The organism is Bacteroides faecichinchillae JCM 17102 (assembly GCF_000614145.1).
GTDB lineage: Bacteria > Bacteroidota > Bacteroidia > Bacteroidales > Bacteroidaceae > Bacteroides > Bacteroides faecichinchillae.
In genome coordinates, this window is record NZ_BAKK01000008.1 from 13,814 (window position 1) to 33,966 (window position 20,153).

A 20,153-nucleotide genomic window follows, 5' to 3' on the forward strand; every position below is an offset into this window, starting at 1 on the left:
TTTGTTTCACCTTTAAAAATAAAAGACCATGAGAAAACTATTATTGGTATCATTTGCGCTGTGCATGGTGTTTAATACATCTGCACAGACTAAAAAACAACCCAAAAGTAAAGCTTTGCCGGTAATTGATGTTACGAAAGATTATCCGAAGAAGGAAATTACATTGAAAGACTATGTTACAACAGAATTTATTCCGTTGGAGACCACTGATGACGTACTGCTTGATAATCTCGTTTATTATAGAACTACTTTTACAGACCATTATATCGCGACCTGTAATAGACAAGATGGTACTATTTTTGTCTTTGATCGGGCGGGTAAAATTAAGCACCATTTTAATCGTAAAGGTCAGAGCGGGGAAGAGTATATTTATATATTCAGTCTGCGAATAGACGAAAAAGCAAAGGAATTATACTTATTGGATGGCAATAAAGTTTTGGTTTACTCTTTTGAGGGGAATTTTAAACGTCGTTTACCTGTCCCTAGAGATATTAGAATCAGTAAGATGTATATTTATGATGATCAATCGTTGATATGTTATGATAGTTACGATTTGGATAGGACGGGAAAGGTCCCGAATGATTGTCCCTATTTCTTGATGTCAAAGAAAGATGGTACTATTTCACGCCTTCCAATAACAATAAAGAATAGGATTGGTAATATGATTTATACTAAGGATACACCGGAAATGACCTCAACATATTCAATGACTGCTTCACCAATGGTTAGTAATGGAACAGAATTTATTCTTTCAGATTTGGCGGGAGATACCGTTTATCTTTTTAAAAATAAGAAAATTACTCCTTTGTTTGTTCGTACCCCGAAGTCGGCAGAAACCGATCCTCGTGTGATGTTCTATTGTGACTCGAAAGTGGGGAATTACCTCTTTATGTCGGCAATTCCGAAGAGGATGTACAAAGATTCAGAAAGAATTAAAGCAAAAACATTTGTATTCGATCTTTCAACAGGAGAAATATATGGAAGTTTGGAAATAATGAATGCTGATATTTCAAATAAACGTCCGTTTATGATTGACAATTGTGATGTCCAATTACCAGAAAATTGTACTCTTGAGTGTCATGATTCAGAACGTTTGCTCAAAGCTTATAAAGAAAGCAAGCTGACAGGTAAATTAAAAGAGATTGCTTCTAAAATGACTGAGGATGATAATCCTGTATTTGCATTGTCTAAATTCAATCTCAAATAATCATGAGGTTCGTATGGTTTCTTTTCTCACTTAGTCTGTTGGCAGGATGTAGCCGTCAATCGGTAACAGTTAATCCGGACTCTTCATTACCGGTACTGGATATCACCGCTGATTATCCGGAAAGAGAAATAGACTTGGTAGAAGAGGCTGAAATCGAATACATTCCTTTGCAACTTCAAGGAACGGAACGGTTGGAAACATTCGATCTGTTGCGTGGAACAATATCAGAAAATATGATATTCGCATATAACAAGAAAGGAACAGTTTTTGTATTCGATAGGGCAGGGAAACAACTACATCGATTCAATCATACTAGGGGAGAAAAGAAACAATACGACTATATTTTTTCGATTTATGGAGATGAAAAGAATCAAGAGATATTTATAAAGACTTCTCGTTATAGGATTCAGGTTTACTCCTTGGCTGGTGAATATAAAAGGAGTTTGATAGCTTCTTATCCAATATCATTCAATCAAGTTTTCGGGTATAATAAAGATTCTTTGGTTTTTAGTGATGGGATAAGCAAAATCAAAGATAGGTTTGATAATGGAATTTATTATTATAAATTATCCAAGAAAGACGCTGGGGTATCTCCTTTTCCGTTTTATGTGAAGCATCGGATTACGAATACTTTTACTTGTGAAGTACGGGAAGAGAAACAAATTAGTAGTTTGAGTTATACAATTACTATCGAGCCGATGATAAAAAATGGAAATGAAGTGATTCTTTCAGATTTCGCCTGTGATACTATTTTTTTATTTGATGGTGGAACAAAGAAGGCTTTGTTACGCCGAACTCCTGCCGTTCGTTCTACTTTTCCTCTGAAGTTGATAGGAGTCAGTATAAAGACTGATCGTTTTATTTTTATGGATATTATAGAAAAAGTATATATTCCCAATGAGAAAGGAGTAAAAAATAAATCATTATTATTTGATTTGAAGACACAAGAGGTTTCTGTTCCTATACTCATAAATAAAGAGTTTACTCCTCCGTTTCCTGTCAATGTGGGAAATAGCAATGGGAATTTTCCGAAAAATACTTGTATATCCGCAATACATTCGAAAAAACTACTTGAGTTATATAAATCAGGAAGATTATCCGGTAAAGCAAAAGAAGTGGCTTCTCGTTTGCGTATGGATGATACTCTCGTTTTAATCTTGTATCATTTCAAATAATAGTATGGGTAAAATCCCCTTTTAGGTGATTAAATTTAGGTAAAATGTAGGATTTATAAACTTATTCTTTTACATTTGTATGCTCAACTTGCTAGCTGGATTACTTCTAGCGGGACATTGTGTTGAGTTCTGACAAAAATATCAACTAATAATTAAATAGAAATGGAAAATCAAGAACTTATTAAACAGGTTACAGAGAAGGCTGAGAAATGGTTGACTCCGGCGTATGATGCCGAAACTCAGGCTGAAGTGAAACGTATGTTGGAAAACGAGGATAAGACAGAGTTGATCGAAGCGTTTTATAAAGATCTGGAATTTGGTACAGGTGGTTTACGTGGAATCATGGGGGTAGGAAGTAACCGCATGAATATATATACTGTGGGTGCTGCTACTCAAGGACTTTCCAACTATCTAAAGAAAAATTTCAAGGATCTTCCTCAAATATCTGTTGTAGTAGGTCACGATTGTCGTAACAATAGCCGCCTGTTTGCAGAAACTTCTGCTAACATTTTCTCTGCCAACGGTATCAAAGTATATTTGTTCGACGATATGCGCCCAACTCCTGAGATGTCTTTTGCTATTCGACATCTTGGTTGCCAAAGTGGTATTATTTTGACTGCTTCACACAATCCTAAAGAATATAACGGTTATAAGGCATATTGGGATGATGGAGCACAAGTATTGGCTCCGCATGATAAAGGTATTATTGACGAAGTAAATAATATCGCTTCAGCTGCTGATATCAAGTTCGAAGGAAATCCGGATCTGATTCAGATTATCGGTGAAGATATAGATAAGGTTTATCTGGATATGGTGAAAACAGTATCTATTGATCCGGAAGCTATTGCTCGTCATAAAGATATGAAGATCGTTTATACTCCGATCCATGGTACAGGTATGATGTTGATTCCACGTGCATTGAAGATGTGGGGATTTGAAAATGTGTTTACTGTCCCCGAACAAATGATTAAGGATGGTAACTTCCCGACTGTTGTTTCTCCGAATCCGGAAAATGCTGAGGCTTTAACAATGGCAATCAATTTGGCAAAAGAAATTGACGCTGACCTTGTGATGGCTTCCGATCCGGACGCTGACCGCGTAGGTATCGCTTGTAAGGACGATAAAGGTGAGTGGATATTGATTAACGGTAATCAGACTTGTATGATGTACCTTTATTATATCTTGACTCAATACAAGCAATTGGGTAAGATTAAGGGTAATGAATTTTGTGTAAAGACAATTGTAACAACAGAATTGATCAAGAAGATTGCCGATAAGAATCATATTGAAATGCTGGATTGCTACACCGGTTTTAAATGGATTGCCCGCGAAATTCGTTTGCGTGAAGGCAAGAAGAAATATATCGGTGGTGGTGAAGAAAGCTACGGATTCCTTGCTGAAGACTTTGTTCGTGATAAAGATGCCGTATCTGCATGCTGTCTGATCGCTGAAGTTGCTGCATGGGCTAAAGACAATGGTAAATCATTGTATCAGTTGTTGTTGGATATCTATGTTGAGTATGGATTTTCTAAAGAATTCACTGTGAATGTAGTGAAACCAGGAAAGAGTGGGGCAGAAGAGATTAAAGCAATGATGGAAAATTTCCGTTCTAATCCTCCGAAAGAATTGGGTGGCTCGAAAGTTATTCTGAGCAAAGACTATAAGACTTTGAAACAAACAGATGCTCAAGGTAATGTTATTTCAATTGATATGCCGGAACCGTCTAATGTTCTGCAATATTTCACAGAAGATGGTAGTAAAGTTTCCGTTCGCCCATCAGGTACTGAACCAAAGATTAAGTTCTACATGGAAGTGCAAGGTGAAATGGGTTGTCGTAACTGTTATGCTTCTGCCGAGTCGGATGCAATGGAAAAAATTGAAGCAGTGAAGAAATCATTAGGTATTTGATTGAATTCAGATACTTTTATTGATAAATAGTAAAAGAGGCTTTTGGGAAAGCCTTGTCCTATAAGATTTAGGCAATGTGTTAAAATCCACTTTTCAACGAATCACCCTCAATACAACTACTTGTAGCGAGGGTGATTCCTATTTATGAGGTTTTTGATGCTCTCTCTTTCTATATCATTAGTGACTTTTGTGTAGCCTTTTTTATCATATCTCCCTCATTTAACGATAGAAATGAGTGAAAGATAGTTATACTTATTCTTTTTTTTCAAAAACTGCTAAAATGTTATCAGCCCATTTTATGTTTTCCGGATTGGAGTGTACGCCATTCTCTTTGAGCATTGTTAAGACTTGTTTCGCTGAAAGTGCAGCATGGTAACATCTTTCATAGTCTTTTAAATGAAAGCAGGTATGTGAAAAATAAAGATAAATCTCTGCCATAAGTGAGAAGAAAGGAACAGTATTGGCTTTCTTTACCAATTCATTTACGTGATTAATCGCTTCTCCAAATTCTTGTTGAGCGGATTGATAGTTTTCAAGTCGCAGATAACTTTTTCCGGTAGCTTTTAGTGCATTAACCAGACTACTTTGCCATTGTTTACGGCTTGGATTGTTTTCATACAATTCAGCAGCATGCCTTTTGTATTCCTGATAGGAGCTTAATGCTGTGTCATATCTATTGTTTTTGAAGGCAAAGTCTCCTAGAACGCGGGAAATACTTAGTATTCTCATCTTGCCATCTTCAAAATCGGGATTGTGCATATGTATCTCTTTTGCCAATCTTTGTGCCTCTAAATAAGTTGAGAGTGCTATATCGTCCTCTTGCGCTTTTTCGTATAATAAACCGGTAGCCTGAAGAGATAAGATGTATTCGGCAATATCTTCTAAACTCCCAGAGTCTACGCATATTGATCTATACAAAGTACAGGATTCTTGTTGGCAGGCTATTGCTAATTGTTTGTGCATTGGTAATATAACTTTTGCAATATTTTCCATAAATAGAGCCAGGATGGGTACTCTTGCTTCCCAGATGGTAAGAGTTCTTAGATATTCTTCAGAATATTTTTTCTCATGCTTTCCATTAATAATATCCTCCATAAATGCATTATACAACTCTTCAAAGTTTTTTTTATCTTCCATATTTGGATTCTTTAAAGTATAATGTAGCAAGAGTAAACCAAGATAAGCTCTTTCATCTAGCCAATCTGCTTCCCATTTGTCCGGTAATTCCTTATCAATGATTTCGATAGTATCTTGCACAATTTGATTATGATCCTCATTTTCTAACGTGTTGTTTAGTTAGAAAGATCCATAAAGAGGTTGCGGGAGAAATCAAGAGAAGAGATTTCTGTGAGTTCCTTGTATTTTTCGTTATAATATTCTTTTAGTTTTATGTTGTAGCAATGTTCATAGATGTTCCTTAAATTTTTATATGCATTGGGAAGTAAAATCTCCTTTACTACTAAATCATCCATATCCTCCTCCATCATAGGAATAATGATCTGAAGGATTTTTTCGTTCATTTCTTCCTTACCAATAAACATCAGGTGGTTAGACATCGTTCTCACTATGCGGTCGTACATATGACGCGACTGACAAGTATTGTTTTGATATTTGTCTAGAATGTTATCATTATCAGTTGTATTTTGGCTTTCATTCAAATGCTGCGATAAATACTCCTGTGCCTTTTTCCAAGTCTCTTTATTTTCTTGATTACCTCGATATAATTCCTGAATTTCCTCGCAAAACATTTCGAATAATTGCGGATTATTCTCAAATTCATCCACAAGGGTCAATGTTCCGATTTGTATTGCTATGGGGAGGCGGCAGGAATATGTATAGTGGAATAAGAGAAATTCTTTTGCTTTAGCAGCATGATACATTAGCTCTTTGATACGTATGGGATCATCCGGTTTCAGGTTATTTAGATGTCGTAATATTGTTTGGTGAGTATCGCATAGATTCTCTTTATTGAGCTCATTCAGTCTGTTTCTCAATAACTGGTGGGAGATGTTCCATTGTTTATCAATACCATTTTCTATAAAATAAGGACGGAACCAACGGCGTAAGATAGAGAATGTGAGTTCATTCCATTCTTCTTTAAGTAATACGGATAAATCAGATTCACGAAGTCCATAACGTGAAGCTGTCAAATAATACATGACCTGATAAACAAACTTATCTCCAAGATTTTCAGCTGCCCGTTTTAGTAAATAAAGAAACATATCGCCTGGTGTATTTGGAAATTCATTGATAAGTTTGAGCATGTATTGTTCTATTTTCACTTCATTGTCTTCCTCTTCTCTTTCGCGAATGGCTTCGAAATCTGAGATATCGAGTGTAAACAGGGCATGGGTAGCCATTTTCAACCATAAGGGAGAATAGTGTGAAAGATACTTGGAAGTACCATGTTGCAATAGTGCATTGACCACACTGGAATGAACCTCTTTACAATTATAGGTACAAAGAGAAGTGATCATGTCGCGAGTATCTGATTCATCGAATGAGGGAACTTCTATGATAAAACTTTGAGGTATTTTTTGTAGTTCTTCTATTGAATCAGGGATTGTACTTATTAAAGTTGATACGTTGAGCAGAGATAACCATTGTAATGATATTAATTGCGAATGTTTGTTGAAACAGTCATAAGCGTCAATCAGTAATGTTAAATGTATTCCTGCCTTAGTAGCATGATTAACCAACTTCTCGAAATTGTGAAGAACAATCTGATCATGAGACATATAATTAACTTTCTCCTGCCCAATAACATTGAATGTGCTTACCCAACTGGAAAATGCTTTAAATTCTTCTCCTGACATTTCCGCTCCTTCTTCTACGGGTTCGTACGTTTGATTTAAGATAGTTGCTATTTGATGACAGAAACATTCCAGCATATTGCTAACGGATGAAGCATTACCTGAAACGGATGCGCTGTGAAATAGAAGCAAATGTTTCGGATCGTCTTCCCATTCTATTTGTATTTCATTGGCCAGCTGACACATAATCGAACTCTTTCCGGAACCGGATTCTCCTGAAAACAGAATGATAGGGTACTCTGCCTTCTCTAAATTATTTTTAAGCTCTGAAAGAATAGATTCACGTCCTATAAACGAGCGGGTATTCTGTTGGATAAACCCAACTTGTTCTGCAATGTCTTTTTCTATCCAATTCTCATAATTCAGTTGCCTTTCTCCTACATCTTCTAAAATACATTTTTTTAATAGCTCATAGAGTTTTGTGTCGAATTCGTCCAGATTTTCAAAATTTCTTCCGTTCCATGTGGGCGAATAATTCATTAATAATTCATCCATATCATTCCGATGGAAGTACTTAGTAATAATTTCCTTGAGATTGTTGAGTTCAGGTTTATGTTGTGTTTCGATATATTTCTTTTGATATTCTTCGGGAATTTCGTGATTAGCCTCTTCGTTGCGAATACATACGATGCTTCGATTCAGATGATTTTTTTCAAATAAACCGTAATAAAATTCTAATGCAGTTACACTGATTTCGTCAGTTTGTAGCAAATTGCAGCAACGGTCTATATCTAACTGTGGGAGTGAACGTTTGATACGAATATTACCCGGCACCCATCCATAACGTGAACCAAGTAACCCAATAAAGAAAGGACGGCTTCTGTCTATCTCTTCCATACATACTTTCAGTATCTTTGCGTCACGGTCAATTAGACTCTTGTCATCAGTAGTATTTACTCCCCAGCGTAAGTCAATGATTCGAATTGCTACGTGTAGAGGATTGAAGAACTCTTCTAGTTGAGGGATTACTATTCGGCGGATATGATCTCTTTCTGCATCCATGTCTGCAAATGTGCTACTGATAAAGAGTGTTACTGTGGTCCATTCGTCGTTTTGCTTCATAGTTGAATTTTTTCGGTTCGTAATTCACAAATATAAGAAAGTTGGGCGGATATCCAATGAATAATCTCTTTGTTAGTTTCATTTCCTTTGCATTCTTTAAGTTCCCTTTCTAATCCTTCTGCCCTGAATCTTGTTCTATCTGCAACATCTCAATTTAAACATGCAGGCTACGGGGGCACAAGGTTTTTGTTGATGCTTTAGAGTGGATGCGTTTCGTTTCATTCTCATAAGTTGTTCGTTTGTAGTTTGTGTGTACTTCGTAGCCTGTTCTTGTTGTACTAGAATACGATTGATTATATTGCTTCAGAGGTAGGATTTTCTATCCACCAATCAATCATCTTTCTAGCCAAACTCAGTTTATGTGGAAGCTCTGGCAAATTGTCTCTCCTGTAAAAGGCTCCCGAATTCAGTTCCTCTTTTTGTAACTTGATTTCTCCTCCGGCATAATCGGCAATAAAGCCGACCATTAATCCGCTGGGATAAGGCCATGGCTGATTGCCAAAATAAGTGATATGATTTACATCTAGTCCTGTTTCCTCTTTTACTTCACGTGCTACACATTCTTCCAGTGTCTCTCCTGTTTCCAAAAATCCGGCAACAAGGCTATTGAATGTTCCTTTAAAATTATGGGCATGGACGAGCAAGATAGAATCCTCTTTGCGTACCAAAACCAAGATAGCGGTAGAAATAGCCGGATACACTTCTTGTCCGCACTTAGGACAACGCTTCATAATTGTTTCTTTTTGTTCCAGAGGAGTTCCACAAGCAGAACAGAAACGGTTGTTTCTGTCCCAATGTAATATTTCATATGCTTTTCCCGCTGTCTGATAATGAACTACTGATAAATATTCGTACGAAGCACGAAGTCCGACCATTACAAATTGTTCCGATTCTTCGACAGGAGATGTGATGGAAAAGGATTTACAAATACTATTTCCCAGTATGGTAATATCGTGTATTGTAGTTTTCTCTTTGATATTAATAGGAGGTACTTCTCTATAAGGAATAGTGAATGTCCCATTTTCATTCTTTTCAAGTAGTAGCTGGTCTTTATAAAAGATGAACCACCAAAGTCGCATTGTTTGACTCATTTTCTTCTAAGGTTTTTTCGCGGTATTTTCCACAAATGTTTTCGTGGATATTCTTTCACGCAGCGAAGTTATAAAAAACTGATTTGATATTTAAACTTGTGGAGTAAATTATCAGTGGATTATTCTAATAATATTCGTTGTTTTATTCCAATCTCCTTGATAAAATAACTATCATGGGAAATAGCGATAATAGTTCCTGCATAGTTCTTAATCGTTGAAGTAATGATATCGATACTTTGTATATCCAAATTATTGGTCGGTTCATCCAAGATAAACATATCCGGTGTATGGTTATTAATCATTAAGGAACAAAAAGCAAGTCTCATTTTCTCTCCACCACTAAGTTTTTTGCAAGGTTTCTCCCAAACCGTTGCAGGAAATAGATACCGATTTAGAATAGTTTTTAATTCATGCTCTGGAAGATTACGGGTATTAAAGGTATATGCTTGTTCTAAAATACTTTTACGGTCATCAATAATAGAATATTCCTGATTCAGGTAGATATATGTAAACTCGGCTTTGATCAGACTTCCCGTAAGCGGTTGAAGTTGTTTGGTAATTAATTTTAATAGAGTTGTTTTTCCGCTTCCATTATTACCTTCGATCGTAATACGGTCACCGCTTCTTATTTGGAAGCTGATGGGAGAGTGCCAGAGAAAATTCTTAGTTTGATTCGACTCAGGGTAATTATCGGCATTTTGATAACTGAAGTTGATTTCTTTTGCTGTTACTAATATTTTTCCTGTATGTAAGGAAGAACTGCTGAAATCTGTCTTCAATGTTGTAACAGGTGAGAGCGAGTTCTGAAGTTGATTACGTTCATTTGCTATTTTTTCGGTTTTCTCCTGATGGATATTACTCAGTTTGCTTGTACTTTGTTCAGACTTACTTTTAAGAGCATTTAGCATGATGCGCGGGACACCTTTTTTAATGTTGGCTTTTTCACCACGTACATTCTGTTTATCTCTTCGTTCGGCTGTCTCACGCGAAATCTTTTGTGCTAATTTGAGTGCTTTATCTTTTTCTTCAATACGCTGTTGCAAAGCTTGTTGCATGATCATTTTCTGCTTTTTGTAAAACTCATAATTCCCTCCGTAGTAAGTAATCTGATGTTTTTCTAATTCGCAGATTTCCGGAAGAAGATTAAGTAACGTACGATCGTGACTTACTACTAGCAGAGTAGAACGGCATTTTTCTACCCAACTGTATAAACGTTGTCTACCTGATAAATCAAGATGGTTGGTTGGTTCATCCATTAGTATCAAAGATGGATTATGAATAGTTGTTCCTGCTAGAAATACGCGTGTCTTTTCTCCGCCACTAAGCAGATATATTGGATAAGATAAAGTAAACTCTCCTAATCCCCATGTGTTCAGTGCGGCCATAGAACGTTCTTCAATATTCCAGTCATCGTTTAAGATCCTGAAATTTTCGTTAGAAGTATCTCCAGCTAAGATAACCTGTAATGCTTGTTGTTTTTGGTCTATCCGAAGTGCTTGAGCAATGGTTAGTGAATCATACTGTCCGAAATGTTGCGGAATATAATAAATGTCATCTGGGCGGACCACAGTACCGCTGGATGGAGATAGTTGTCCGGCAATGATTTGCAGTAGGGTAGATTTTCCACAACCGTTATTGCCAACAAGTCCTAATCTTTGTCCTTTTCTGATTGAAAAATTGAGATCGCTGAATAATATTTCTTTATCCGGATGGATATAACTAATTTGTTGAATACTGATAGGCATAATATAAACTATTGAGTTTGAAGTTGGAAAACTAGTGAAAACGAATCACAAAAAAGAAGGGAATGACAAACACAATATAGGCTATACAACACGAATTTCGTGATGCTTAACGATGAAAAAGCATGTTAAAAAAGTGATGTTTAAAGAAAGTGTTGTCTTACTTAGATATTCTCATGGGAGTAATTATGAAGTTTAATTTGTGTGCAAAGATAATATTTTCCATCAATATACTCGTGTTTTTTATCAAAAATATAAGTGTGTCCAGATTAAAAGACAAATCTTCAGAATATTGAGCTAGGAAGAGTGAATAAGTAATATTAAAAAATCAAACAGAGGTTGAGCTTGAAATAAACGTACCCTCTGTTCTCCTCATTTACAATTTCTGTTTTCTAAACTATGTAGTTTTTATATATAAATTGACCTTACACATCAAACAACTCATTTAATCCTTCACTCATACTTGGATGTGTGAAGATAAAGTCGCGAAGGAAAGTATAATGCTGCCCAGTTTTCATTGCTATTGCCACGATATTGATTATTTCCGATGCATCCACGCAAAACAAAGTACATCCCATTATCTTTCCATTATGGTTGTTTACAATTGCTTTCAACATACCATCTATCTGTTGTAAAGTACGTGAACGTACCACAGCTGTTGCTGGTAATCGTGAAACCTTGATAGAGTAACCTCTCTTTAGTGCTTCCTCTTCAGTGAGTCCGATATGTGCCAATGGTGGATCAATAAATACTGCGTAAGGAACAGGAGTTCTATCACCAATATCCCGTTTTTTATCTCCAAAAAGCTGATCACGAATAATCCGGAAATCATCCAAGGAGAGGTAAGTAAATTGCGCTCCTCCTTTTACATCACCCATTGCCCATATATGAGGAACATTGGTACGGAGTTGGTCACTGACAGTAATAGCCCCATGAGCATCTACTGTCACGCCTGCTGCCGAGAGGTTCAGGTCTTTAATCATCGGTTTGCGTCCCGTTGCTATCAGGATAGCGTCCCCATCTATAAAATAAGGAGTGCCGTCAGAAACATCGGAATACGTTAGCGTTACTCCGTCATTCGTGTCATGAATGGATTGCGCACGCGAATTCAAGCGGATTTCAATTCCTTTCCTTTTCATGACATCTTTCACACTGTTGGCAATATCACGATCTTCATTAGGCATAAACTTATTTCCTCCTTCAAGTATTGTAACTTTACTGCCGAATCCTGCATACATAGAAGCGAATTCCAGTCTGATATATCCTCCACCAACGATAATTAAATGTTTAGGTAATAAATCTACTTCCAGCATTGTTGCACTTGTGTACACTTTCTGGCTTTGTTTGATTCCATCTATTGCTGGAATTATAGGTGTAGAACCAGTGTTGATAAAAATCTCTTTACCCTGCAGTTCAATATCTCCGTCAGGTAGAGCAACTTTAATCGTATTGGCCGATGTGAATGAACCTACACCTGTATAAATCGTAACATTAGGACGTTTACTCAGCTTTTCGTAGTTGCTATCCCGTAAGAACGAAGTTAGTTTATTCTTGCGGGATATTGCTTGTTTATACATATTTGCCTGTTTAGGATAGTCTTCATGAAAAAACAGACTGGAAATATCAGCTTCATGTATCAGAGCCTTCGTAGGAATACAAGCTATATTGGGGCAACTTCCTCCGTACATCGTCTTGGAACGCTCTACGATGGCAACTTTCCATCCCCGGTTTGAAAGTTCGGCAGCAAGAACTTTGCCTGCTTTTCCGAACCCTATAATAATAGCATCATATTGTTTCATAAATTATTCGCTTTAACTGTTTATACTCAGCCATATAAACAGCAGAAGAGAATATTTGTTTATGTTGTGAAAGGCTGCTTATACGTTTTTAAGTGTTTTGAGTACGCGTTGTGACGAATTGGAAAGTAATACGACTGCTCCGGCAAGAATTACGATATCTTTAATCACCAATCTACCGGCACCGGACAGTAACGGGAAACCGAATTCATCACCCCCAAGATTAGGTACCCAGACTTCCGGTGTAGTGACAAGAAAGGAAAGTGTACCAAGCGTCATAATAATAGCTAGTGTATCACCTATCAGTCCAATTTTCGGGAAGAAAATACCTAGAAAAACAAGAACACCGATACTCATAATTAGTGCTCCTAATCCATAAGAGAAGATATAAGTATGATTGGTTTCATGCCATGCTCTGTGTTCTGGAACAAAAGCTCCTTCCGGATTCTTAAACTCTTTGTATTCGGGTGCCTCCTTGGCATAGAAAAAGCTCATAAATGGGCTGTTGGCAACAAACGGTACAATACCGTCAGCTTCATAATGGAAATACTTTAATCCGCCGATCCAAACAAATACAACCAAAATAGCGATACGGATAAACTTGATCCCGAAATTCTGAAGACCTGAAGTAAAGGTAAGTAATGTGATAAATTTTTCTTTCATCTTAATTGAGTTTTTATGAGTTTAACCTACCCTGCAAAGATCGTGCTTTCCTCATAACTGCTCAATGGCAATACTTCCGTTTTACTTATCAATTCTTCCTTTCAGTCTCATTTCTGAACTGTACAGCACTCTGTCCTGTCATATTTTTGAAAAAACGACTAAAAGAAGCTTGGTCTTCAAACCCTAGAATATCAGCAATTTCCTTGGCACTTTTGTTACTGTAAAGCAGTAGACGTTTGGCTTCTGCTTCCACTCTTTCGTGGATAACTCTCAGTGGAGATGGCAGTTTGCAAGTCGAAAATATGTTGGAAAGCGTCTTGGGAGACTTATGCAACATATCTGCATAATCTTGTACCTGTTTTTTAGTCCGGTAATGCTCATCTACCAAATTATAGTATTGGCGTACTATCTCGAAACTGGATTCTTTCTCTCGCGTGATATCTAACCGTTGCCGAGCAATGCGGGTACATTGGATGATAAACCGTTTCAGCAGGATACGTAACATTTCTTCCTGAAGACTGTCGGAAACTGTGAATTCACTTTCCATAGCCTTAGTGATGTCATTCAACTGCTGGCGTTCTTTTTCATTCAAAGTAAAACGGATAAGATGTGAAGAGCCGTTGAAAAGAAAACCGCTGCACGATACTTCATGATCATTGCCGTAGATACAATAGAAATTACTATTGAATAATAAAGTCAGATATTCTCCGTCAATAGATTTGAATTCGAGATGTTGCAGGTGAGTCAATGAAATTACGTCATTTTCTGAGATTAATATCTCTTGGTGGTCAATTTCCACAGTGATACTTCCTTTACGTACCCAGATGAACTTATAAAGCCCTTTTTCTTTTTGAAGAGCTTTTTCCATCAAATAAGAATCTGTGAGTGCGAGTGTTCCTTTTAGTTTGGTGTGATACTGTTGTAGCATATTTATTCCTCCATAGCTGATGCGTCAAATGATAATGGAAGTAAGTCGCAAATACTTTTTACTTCGTAGATACATTCTTTACCATATAGCAACATACGGATGGGTTGCCCGTAACGTTTTTCTGTTTCCAGAATTACCTGTCGGCAAGCACCACATGGCGGAATCGGTGTTTGGATAAAGTCTTTCTCTGTTTTAGCGGCAATGGCAAGTACTTTTACCGCTTGGTCAGGATATTGTGAATTAGCGTAAAACAGGGTAGTACGTTCTGCACATAACCCCGAAGGATATGCGGCATTCTCCTGATTGGTTCCAGTTATTATTGTTCCGTTATTCAGCAATGCCGCTGCTCCCACTGAAAAATGGGAGTAGGGAACATAACTGCGGGCAGTTGCTTCCATAGCTGTTTTTATTAGCTTTTGGTCGTCTGTATTTAGTTCATCGAACTGATATACTCTGATAATAGCGGTTATTTGAAGCTCTTTCATATCGACTGGAGAATTAGTTTCTACAATTAATGTTACAAAGTTAGAAAAGAGATTGGTAATCCCAATTATTTTTCAGATTTTTGTGCCTTATAATTCACTATTAGAATAAAAATGGAGAATAAACTGTATAGACTTGTTTTTTTAACGGTTATTTTATTCTTTGCCATAGGAGTACAGGCACAACGACGAAATTCCCGTTATGTAGAATATATAAATAAATATAGCGATTTGGCTGTGGAGCAGATGAAACTCCATAAGATTCCTGCTAGTATCACATTGGCACAAGGGCTTTTGGAAAGTGGAGCCGGATATAGTGAGCTTGCCCGTAAAAGTAACAACCATTTTGGAATTAAGTGCGGTAGTAGTTGGCGAGGACGTTCGGTTCGTCACGATGATGATGCACGTAATGAATGTTTTCGTGCGTATAAGCATCCGCGTGATTCTTATGAAGACCATTCCGATTTCTTAAGACGCGGAGCCCGTTATGCTTTTCTTTTCAAACTTAATATAACAGATTATAGAGGCTGGGCTCGAGGACTGAAGAAGGCGGGATATGCGACCGATCCTTCTTATGCTAACCGTTTGATAACCATCATCGAAGACTATGCCTTGTACAAATACGATACTAAGGGAGTCTATTCGGTGCGTAAATTGAAAAAAGAGCCTTGGTTGTTGAACCCGCATCAGGTGTATATTGCAAATGGCATTGCTTATATTATAGCACGTAATGGTGATACATTTAAGAGCTTGGATAAAGAGTTTGATATCAGTTGGCGTAAACTTGTGAAGTATAATGATCTGCAGCGTGATTATACATTGATGGAAGGGGATATTATTTACTTAAAAAGTAAAAAGAAGAAAGCTTCCAAACCATATACTGTATATATAGTAAAAGACGGTGATTCTATGCATGGCATTTCTCAGAAATTTGCTATTCGTCTGAAGAATCTGTATAAGATGAATCGTAAGGATGGTGAATATATTCCTGAGGTAGGAGATCGTCTACGCCTTCGTTAATGTAACGTGTATTATTAGAGAAAGTGATGCCTTGAGTGAGACAAAAATATTCATGATTTATAAGTAAACTAAAAGTATACCTTATTTGTTATTAAGAGAATAAACATGCTTAAGGTATGAGTCTCAACATTGCAAAAACAGATAAGAAACGCGTTGTTATAGTAGGCGGTGGTTTCGGTGGCCTGAAATTAGCTAATAAGCTTAGAAAATCAGGCTTTCAGGTCGTATTGATTGATAAGAATAACTATCATCAATTTCCTCCATTAATCTATCAGGTAGCTTCGGCTGGTATGGAACCTACTTCCATCTCTTTTCCTTTCCGCAAGATATTCCAACATCGGAAAGATTTTTATTTCCGTATGGCAGAGGTTCGTGCTATTTATCCTGAGCGAAATATGATACAAACTTCTATCGGGAAAGCGGAGTACGACTATCTGGTACTTGCCGCAGGTACTACTACTAATTTTTTTGATAATAAACATATCGAAGAAGAAGCTATGCCGATGAAAAATGTATCTGAAGCGATGGGCTTGCGAAATGCTTTGTTGGCTAATTTGGAGCGTGCTGTTACCTGCTCAAATAAGCAAGAACAACAAGAATTATTGAATATCGTTGTGGTAGGAGGTGGAGCTACCGGAGTAGAAATAGCGGGTGTACTTTCTGAAATGAAAAGGTTTGTACTTCCGAATGACTATCCGGATATGCCCAGTAGCTTGATGCACATCTATCTGATTGAGGCAGGACCACGTCTGTTAGCCGGAATGTCCGAAGATTCATCAGCTCATGCAGAACAATTTCTCCGTAAGATGGGAGTGAACATTTTTCTAAATAAACGAGTTGTTGATTATCGCGATCATAAAGTCATACTCGAAGATGGAAGTGAAATTGCTACACGTACATTTATTTGGGTGAGCGGTGTTACCGGAGTTGCTATCGGTAATATGGATACCTCAATAATCGGTCGTGGTGGTAGAATTAAAGTAGATGCATTTAACCGGGTGGAAGGAATGAAAAATGTGTTTGCTATTGGTGATCAATGTGTACAATTTGCTGATAAAAACTATCCGAACGGGCATCCTCAATTGGCACAGGTAGCCATCCAACAGGGAGAACTGTTAGCTAAGAATCTGATTCGTCGGGAAAAAGGAAAGGAGATGAAACCTTTTCATTACCGGAATTTAGGAGCAATGGCAACTGTTGGACGTAATCGTGCTGTGGCGGAATTCAATAAAGTGAAGATGCAAGGTTGGTTTGCTTGGGTGATGTGGCTGGTAGTTCATTTGCGTTCTATCCTTGGAGTTCGTAATAAAGTGGTAGTATTACTCAATTGGGTATGGAACTACTTTACCTATGATCAATCCATGCGTATGATTGTGTATGCACGTAAAGCTAAAGAAATTCGCGACAGAGAAACTGTTGAAGCAACGACTCATTGGGGAAACGATTTGAATCCGACCTCAGAGGTATCTAAAGGACTACGAACACAGCTACCGGGCAAGGAATAAAAAATAAATGTCTATTTGCATCGTTTTCAATATAATAACGTATATTTGCATGCACAATATTGAAAACATGCAGTTTTGCTTATGAACCGACGATATTATTGTTTGTTTGTAGTTTTGCTCTTTATTATTATTTTTAATCGAGTTATAGCTGCAGAAAACACATATAAGATATTATTTATTCAATCATATACATCCCAGACTCCATGGCATGCTGATCTTACAAGCGGTTTGGCCAAAGGATTTAAGGATAGTGGATTGAAAGTGGAAATTACGACAGAATATTTAGATGCTGATTTCTGGACTTTCAATTCGGAAAAGGTAATAATGCGTCGTTTCTGCCAACGTGCTCGTGAAAGGCGAACAGATTTGATAATAACTTCTAGCGATGAGGCTTTTTATACACTGTTTTCATGTGGTGATTCCTTACCGATGCAGCTCCCAGTTGTGTTTTTCGGAATTAAATATCCTGATGACCGATTAATATCGAATTATCCTAATGTGTGTGGATATACTTCTAATCCAGATTTTGCAGTTATGTTGCGTCAGGCGAAAAAGATATTTCCACAACGTAAGGACGTTGTTTGCGTGATAGATAATAGTTTCCTTAGCAACAAGGGGCGTGAGGATTTTAAGGACGAATGGGAGATTTTCCATCAAGAGAATCCAGATTATAAGATGAAAATCTATAATACTCAGCAGGAAACTACTAATCATATCATTGCTGCCATTTGTTACCCTCGGAATAGTTATAACAGTGTCGTAATAGCTCCTAAATGGTCCCCTTTTCTATCTTTTGTGGGAAAGAACTCTAAGGCACCGGTCTTTTCTTGCCAGAATGTAGGACTCACAAATGGAGTATTTGTGGCTTATGATACGGATGCTTTTGCATCTGCGCATCTGGCTGCTCAGAGAGCTTCTCAAGTGTTGCAAGGAACATCTCCTTCTGCATTGGGAATATCAAAACTTGATCAGGAATTTATCTATGATTATCGTCAGTTGGAATATTTTCATGTCAATCAAAGTAGAATTCCTGCTGGTGGAATTATAGTCAATCAACCTTATTGGGAGAAGTATAAATTCTTATTTATTCTATTTTATTCATCTATTCTGGTCTTATTGATTGGTTCGGTAGTATGGTTGGTACGTGTAAATCGCCGGGAGTCCAAACGAAGAATACATGCTCAGACACGCTTATTAGTACAGAATAAGATGGTGGAACAGCGTAATGAGTTTGATAACATCTTCCATTCCATTCGTGATGGTGTTATTACTTATGATATCAATTTGAATATTCATTTCACAAATCGATCTTTGTTAAAGATGCTTCATTTGCCATACGATACTCCTGCACGTCCTTACGAAGGAATGCCGGCTGGAAGTATTTTTAAGATATTTTACAATGGTGAGGAGATATTACGTGACATGTTGAATGAGGTAGCAACTACTGGAAATAGGGTTGTGATCCCTAAGGGAGCTTTTATGAAGGAAGTACATAGTGAAAACTACTTTCCTGTTTCCGGCGAAATAGTTCCGATTCATTCAAAGGGGCAAATAACAGGTATGGCTTTATCAGCGCGTAATGTTTCTGATGAAGAGATGCAGAAACGTTTCTTTGATATGGCGCTAGAGGAAAGTTTTATTTATCCTTGGCAGTTTGATGTGGCAATCAATTCTTTCATTTTTCCTCAAGGATTTCTTGTGCATTTTGGTTATGATGAATCTATTACTACTATCTCCCGTGATGAAATGGATCAGATGATTCATCCGGATGATTTGGTAGAAATGAGTCGTATCTTTGATAAAGCCTTGACTGGAGATGAGAGTTGTGCTCGATTGAATTTCCGTCAGCGTAATGCAACAGGAGAATATGAGTGGTGGGAGTACCGTTCATCCGTTATAACAGGATTAACCAGTGATTCATTATATAATATCCTTGGTGTATGTCAAAGTATTCAGCGATATAAAACTGCGGAACAGGAAATGAGAGAGGCGCGTGACAAGGCACTACAGGCAGATAAACTGAAGTCAGCTTTCCTTGCCAATATGAGTCATGAAATACGTACTCCGTTGAATGCTATTGTTGGATTCTCTGATTTACTGAGTGACACAAGTGCTTTCACTGTGGAGGAAGTCGCTCAGTTTATTGCTACTATTAATAAGAATTGTGGATTGTTGTTAGCGTTAATAAATGATATTCTTGACTTATCTCGTATCGAATCGGGAACAATGGAATTCCAGTTTGCAAGTCATAATCTGTCTTTATTGCTCAAGACTGTTCATGATTCTCAGCGGCTTAATATGCCTCAGGGAGTAGAATTGGTATTGTGTGTACCTGAAGGAGATAAGAAATATTTGGTGACAGACAATGTTCGGTTACAACAAGTGATTAATAACCTGATTAACAATGCTGCTAAATTTACGACATCCGGATTCATTACTTTCGGCTATGAAGATGATAAAGATCCTAATTATACACTTCTTTTTGTAGAAGATACGGGTGTCGGTATTACTCAGGAGGGAATTGAGCACATTTTCGAACGTTTCTATAAAGTCGATAACTTTACTCAGGGAGCCGGATTAGGGCTAAGTATTTGTCAGACTATTGTCGAACGTTTGCGAGGAACAATTTCAGTTTCTTCGGAAGTTGGTAAAGGAACACGTTTCACTGTACGCGTTCCCAATTCCTGCGAATAAGAACAGTTATTCCGATAAAAAGATCTTTTTTGGTTCTAAAATCCCCTCTAACTTTGCCCGTTCAATT

Annotated in this window: 14 protein-coding genes; 6 read left to right on the plus strand and 8 right to left on the minus strand. The window is 37.3% G+C overall.

Translation table 11 applies throughout. The annotated features are described in order from the left end of the window. Positions 1–28: 28 nt before the first annotated feature. The 3 genes from JCM17102_RS05845 (at position 29) to JCM17102_RS05855 (ending at position 4,290) form a co-directional block, all read left to right on the plus strand. Complete coding sequence (locus JCM17102_RS05845; protein WP_025074371.1) at positions 29–1,207, plus strand: DUF4934 domain-containing protein; 1,179 nt, start codon at positions 29–31, stop codon at positions 1,205–1,207. Positions 1,208–1,209: 2 nt separating this feature from the next. After that, a complete protein-coding gene (locus tag JCM17102_RS05850) occupies positions 1,210–2,382 on the plus strand; it encodes a 6-bladed beta-propeller (RefSeq protein WP_025074372.1) in 1,173 nt (390 codons plus the stop codon). A gap of 162 nt (positions 2,383–2,544) precedes the next feature. After that, positions 2,545–4,290 (plus strand): phospho-sugar mutase, encoded by a 1,746-nt coding sequence (locus JCM17102_RS05855; protein ID WP_025074373.1) that lies wholly within the window; start codon positions 2,545–2,547, stop codon positions 4,288–4,290. Between the two features lie 252 nt (positions 4,291–4,542). Here JCM17102_RS05855 and JCM17102_RS05860 read toward each other — a convergent pair whose 3' ends face one another. The 8 genes from JCM17102_RS05860 to cdd form a co-directional block, all read right to left on the minus strand. Then, entirely contained in the window at positions 4,543–5,547 is a 1,005-nt protein-coding gene (locus tag JCM17102_RS05860) for a hypothetical protein (RefSeq protein ID WP_025074374.1), read from the minus strand. A gap of 35 nt (positions 5,548–5,582) precedes the next feature. Further along, on the minus strand, positions 5,583–8,165 hold the full coding sequence (locus JCM17102_RS05865; RefSeq protein ID WP_025074375.1) for a DUF4062 domain-containing protein: 2,583 nt from the start codon (positions 8,163–8,165) through the stop codon (positions 5,583–5,585). A gap of 293 nt (positions 8,166–8,458) precedes the next feature. Further along, positions 8,459–9,256, minus strand: coding sequence for an NAD(+) diphosphatase (gene nudC, locus JCM17102_RS05870; protein ID WP_025074376.1), 798 nt, complete (start codon positions 9,254–9,256; stop codon positions 8,459–8,461). Between the two features lie 119 nt (positions 9,257–9,375). Then, a complete protein-coding gene (locus JCM17102_RS05875; RefSeq protein WP_025074377.1) occupies positions 9,376–11,001 on the minus strand; it encodes an ABC-F family ATP-binding cassette domain-containing protein in 1,626 nt (541 codons plus the stop codon). A gap of 422 nt (positions 11,002–11,423) precedes the next feature. Then, a complete protein-coding gene (locus JCM17102_RS05880; RefSeq protein WP_025074378.1) occupies positions 11,424–12,797 on the minus strand; it encodes an FAD-dependent oxidoreductase in 1,374 nt (457 codons plus the stop codon). 78 nt (positions 12,798–12,875) lie between these two features. Beyond that, the gene (locus JCM17102_RS05885; RefSeq protein ID WP_025074379.1) at positions 12,876–13,457 is read right to left on the minus strand and encodes a DUF417 family protein; all 582 of its coding nucleotides are present in this window, start codon (positions 13,455–13,457) and stop codon (positions 12,876–12,878) included. Positions 13,458–13,545: 88 nt separating this feature from the next. Next, the gene (locus tag JCM17102_RS05890) at positions 13,546–14,385 is read right to left on the minus strand and encodes an AraC family transcriptional regulator (protein ID WP_025074380.1); all 840 of its coding nucleotides are present in this window, start codon (positions 14,383–14,385) and stop codon (positions 13,546–13,548) included. Between the two features lie 2 nt (positions 14,386–14,387). After that, positions 14,388–14,870: a cytidine deaminase gene (gene cdd, locus JCM17102_RS05895; RefSeq protein WP_025074381.1), complete on the minus strand. Its 483-nt coding sequence runs from the start codon at positions 14,868–14,870 to the stop codon at positions 14,388–14,390. Positions 14,871–14,981: 111 nt separating this feature from the next. On the opposite strand from cdd, the gene JCM17102_RS05900 reads away from it, so the two are divergent. From JCM17102_RS05900 to JCM17102_RS05910, 3 genes are all read left to right on the plus strand, one after another. Continuing rightward, the gene (locus JCM17102_RS05900; RefSeq protein ID WP_025074382.1) at positions 14,982–15,887 is read left to right on the plus strand and encodes a glucosaminidase domain-containing protein; all 906 of its coding nucleotides are present in this window, start codon (positions 14,982–14,984) and stop codon (positions 15,885–15,887) included. Between the two features lie 116 nt (positions 15,888–16,003). Then, positions 16,004–17,392, plus strand: a complete 1,389-nt coding sequence (locus JCM17102_RS05905; protein WP_025074383.1) for an NAD(P)/FAD-dependent oxidoreductase — start codon at positions 16,004–16,006, stop codon at positions 17,390–17,392. 81 nt (positions 17,393–17,473) lie between these two features. Then, positions 17,474–20,086, plus strand: a complete 2,613-nt coding sequence (locus tag JCM17102_RS05910; protein WP_025074384.1) for a sensor histidine kinase — start codon at positions 17,474–17,476, stop codon at positions 20,084–20,086. The last annotated feature ends 67 nt before the right edge of the window (positions 20,087–20,153 follow it).

Bases quoted from the DNA above. Each gene is read 5' to 3' on its own strand.
- JCM17102_RS05845 (WP_025074371.1), top strand. From the start codon at position 29: ATGAGAAAACTATTATTGGTATCATTTGCGCTGTGCATGGTGTTTAAT.
- JCM17102_RS05850 (WP_025074372.1), top strand. From the start codon at position 1,210: ATGAGGTTCGTATGGTTTCTTTTCTCACTTAGTCTGTTGGCAGGATGT.
- JCM17102_RS05855 (WP_025074373.1), top strand. From the start codon at position 2,545: ATGGAAAATCAAGAACTTATTAAACAGGTTACAGAGAAGGCTGAGAAA.
- JCM17102_RS05865 (WP_025074375.1), bottom strand. From the start codon at position 8,165: ATGAAGCAAAACGACGAATGGACCACAGTAACACTCTTTATCAGTAGC.
- nudC (WP_025074376.1), bottom strand. From the start codon at position 9,256: ATGAGTCAAACAATGCGACTTTGGTGGTTCATCTTTTATAAAGACCAG.
- JCM17102_RS05875 (WP_025074377.1), bottom strand. From the start codon at position 11,001: ATGCCTATCAGTATTCAACAAATTAGTTATATCCATCCGGATAAAGAA.
- JCM17102_RS05880 (WP_025074378.1), bottom strand. From the start codon at position 12,797: ATGAAACAATATGATGCTATTATTATAGGGTTCGGAAAAGCAGGCAAA.
- JCM17102_RS05885 (WP_025074379.1), bottom strand. From the start codon at position 13,457: ATGAAAGAAAAATTTATCACATTACTTACCTTTACTTCAGGTCTTCAG.
- JCM17102_RS05890 (WP_025074380.1), bottom strand. From the start codon at position 14,385: ATGCTACAACAGTATCACACCAAACTAAAAGGAACACTCGCACTCACA.
- cdd (WP_025074381.1), bottom strand. From the start codon at position 14,870: ATGAAAGAGCTTCAAATAACCGCTATTATCAGAGTATATCAGTTCGAT.
- JCM17102_RS05900 (WP_025074382.1), top strand. From the start codon at position 14,982: ATGGAGAATAAACTGTATAGACTTGTTTTTTTAACGGTTATTTTATTC.
- JCM17102_RS05905 (WP_025074383.1), top strand. From the start codon at position 16,004: ATGAGTCTCAACATTGCAAAAACAGATAAGAAACGCGTTGTTATAGTA.
- JCM17102_RS05910 (WP_025074384.1), top strand. From the start codon at position 17,474: ATGAACCGACGATATTATTGTTTGTTTGTAGTTTTGCTCTTTATTATT.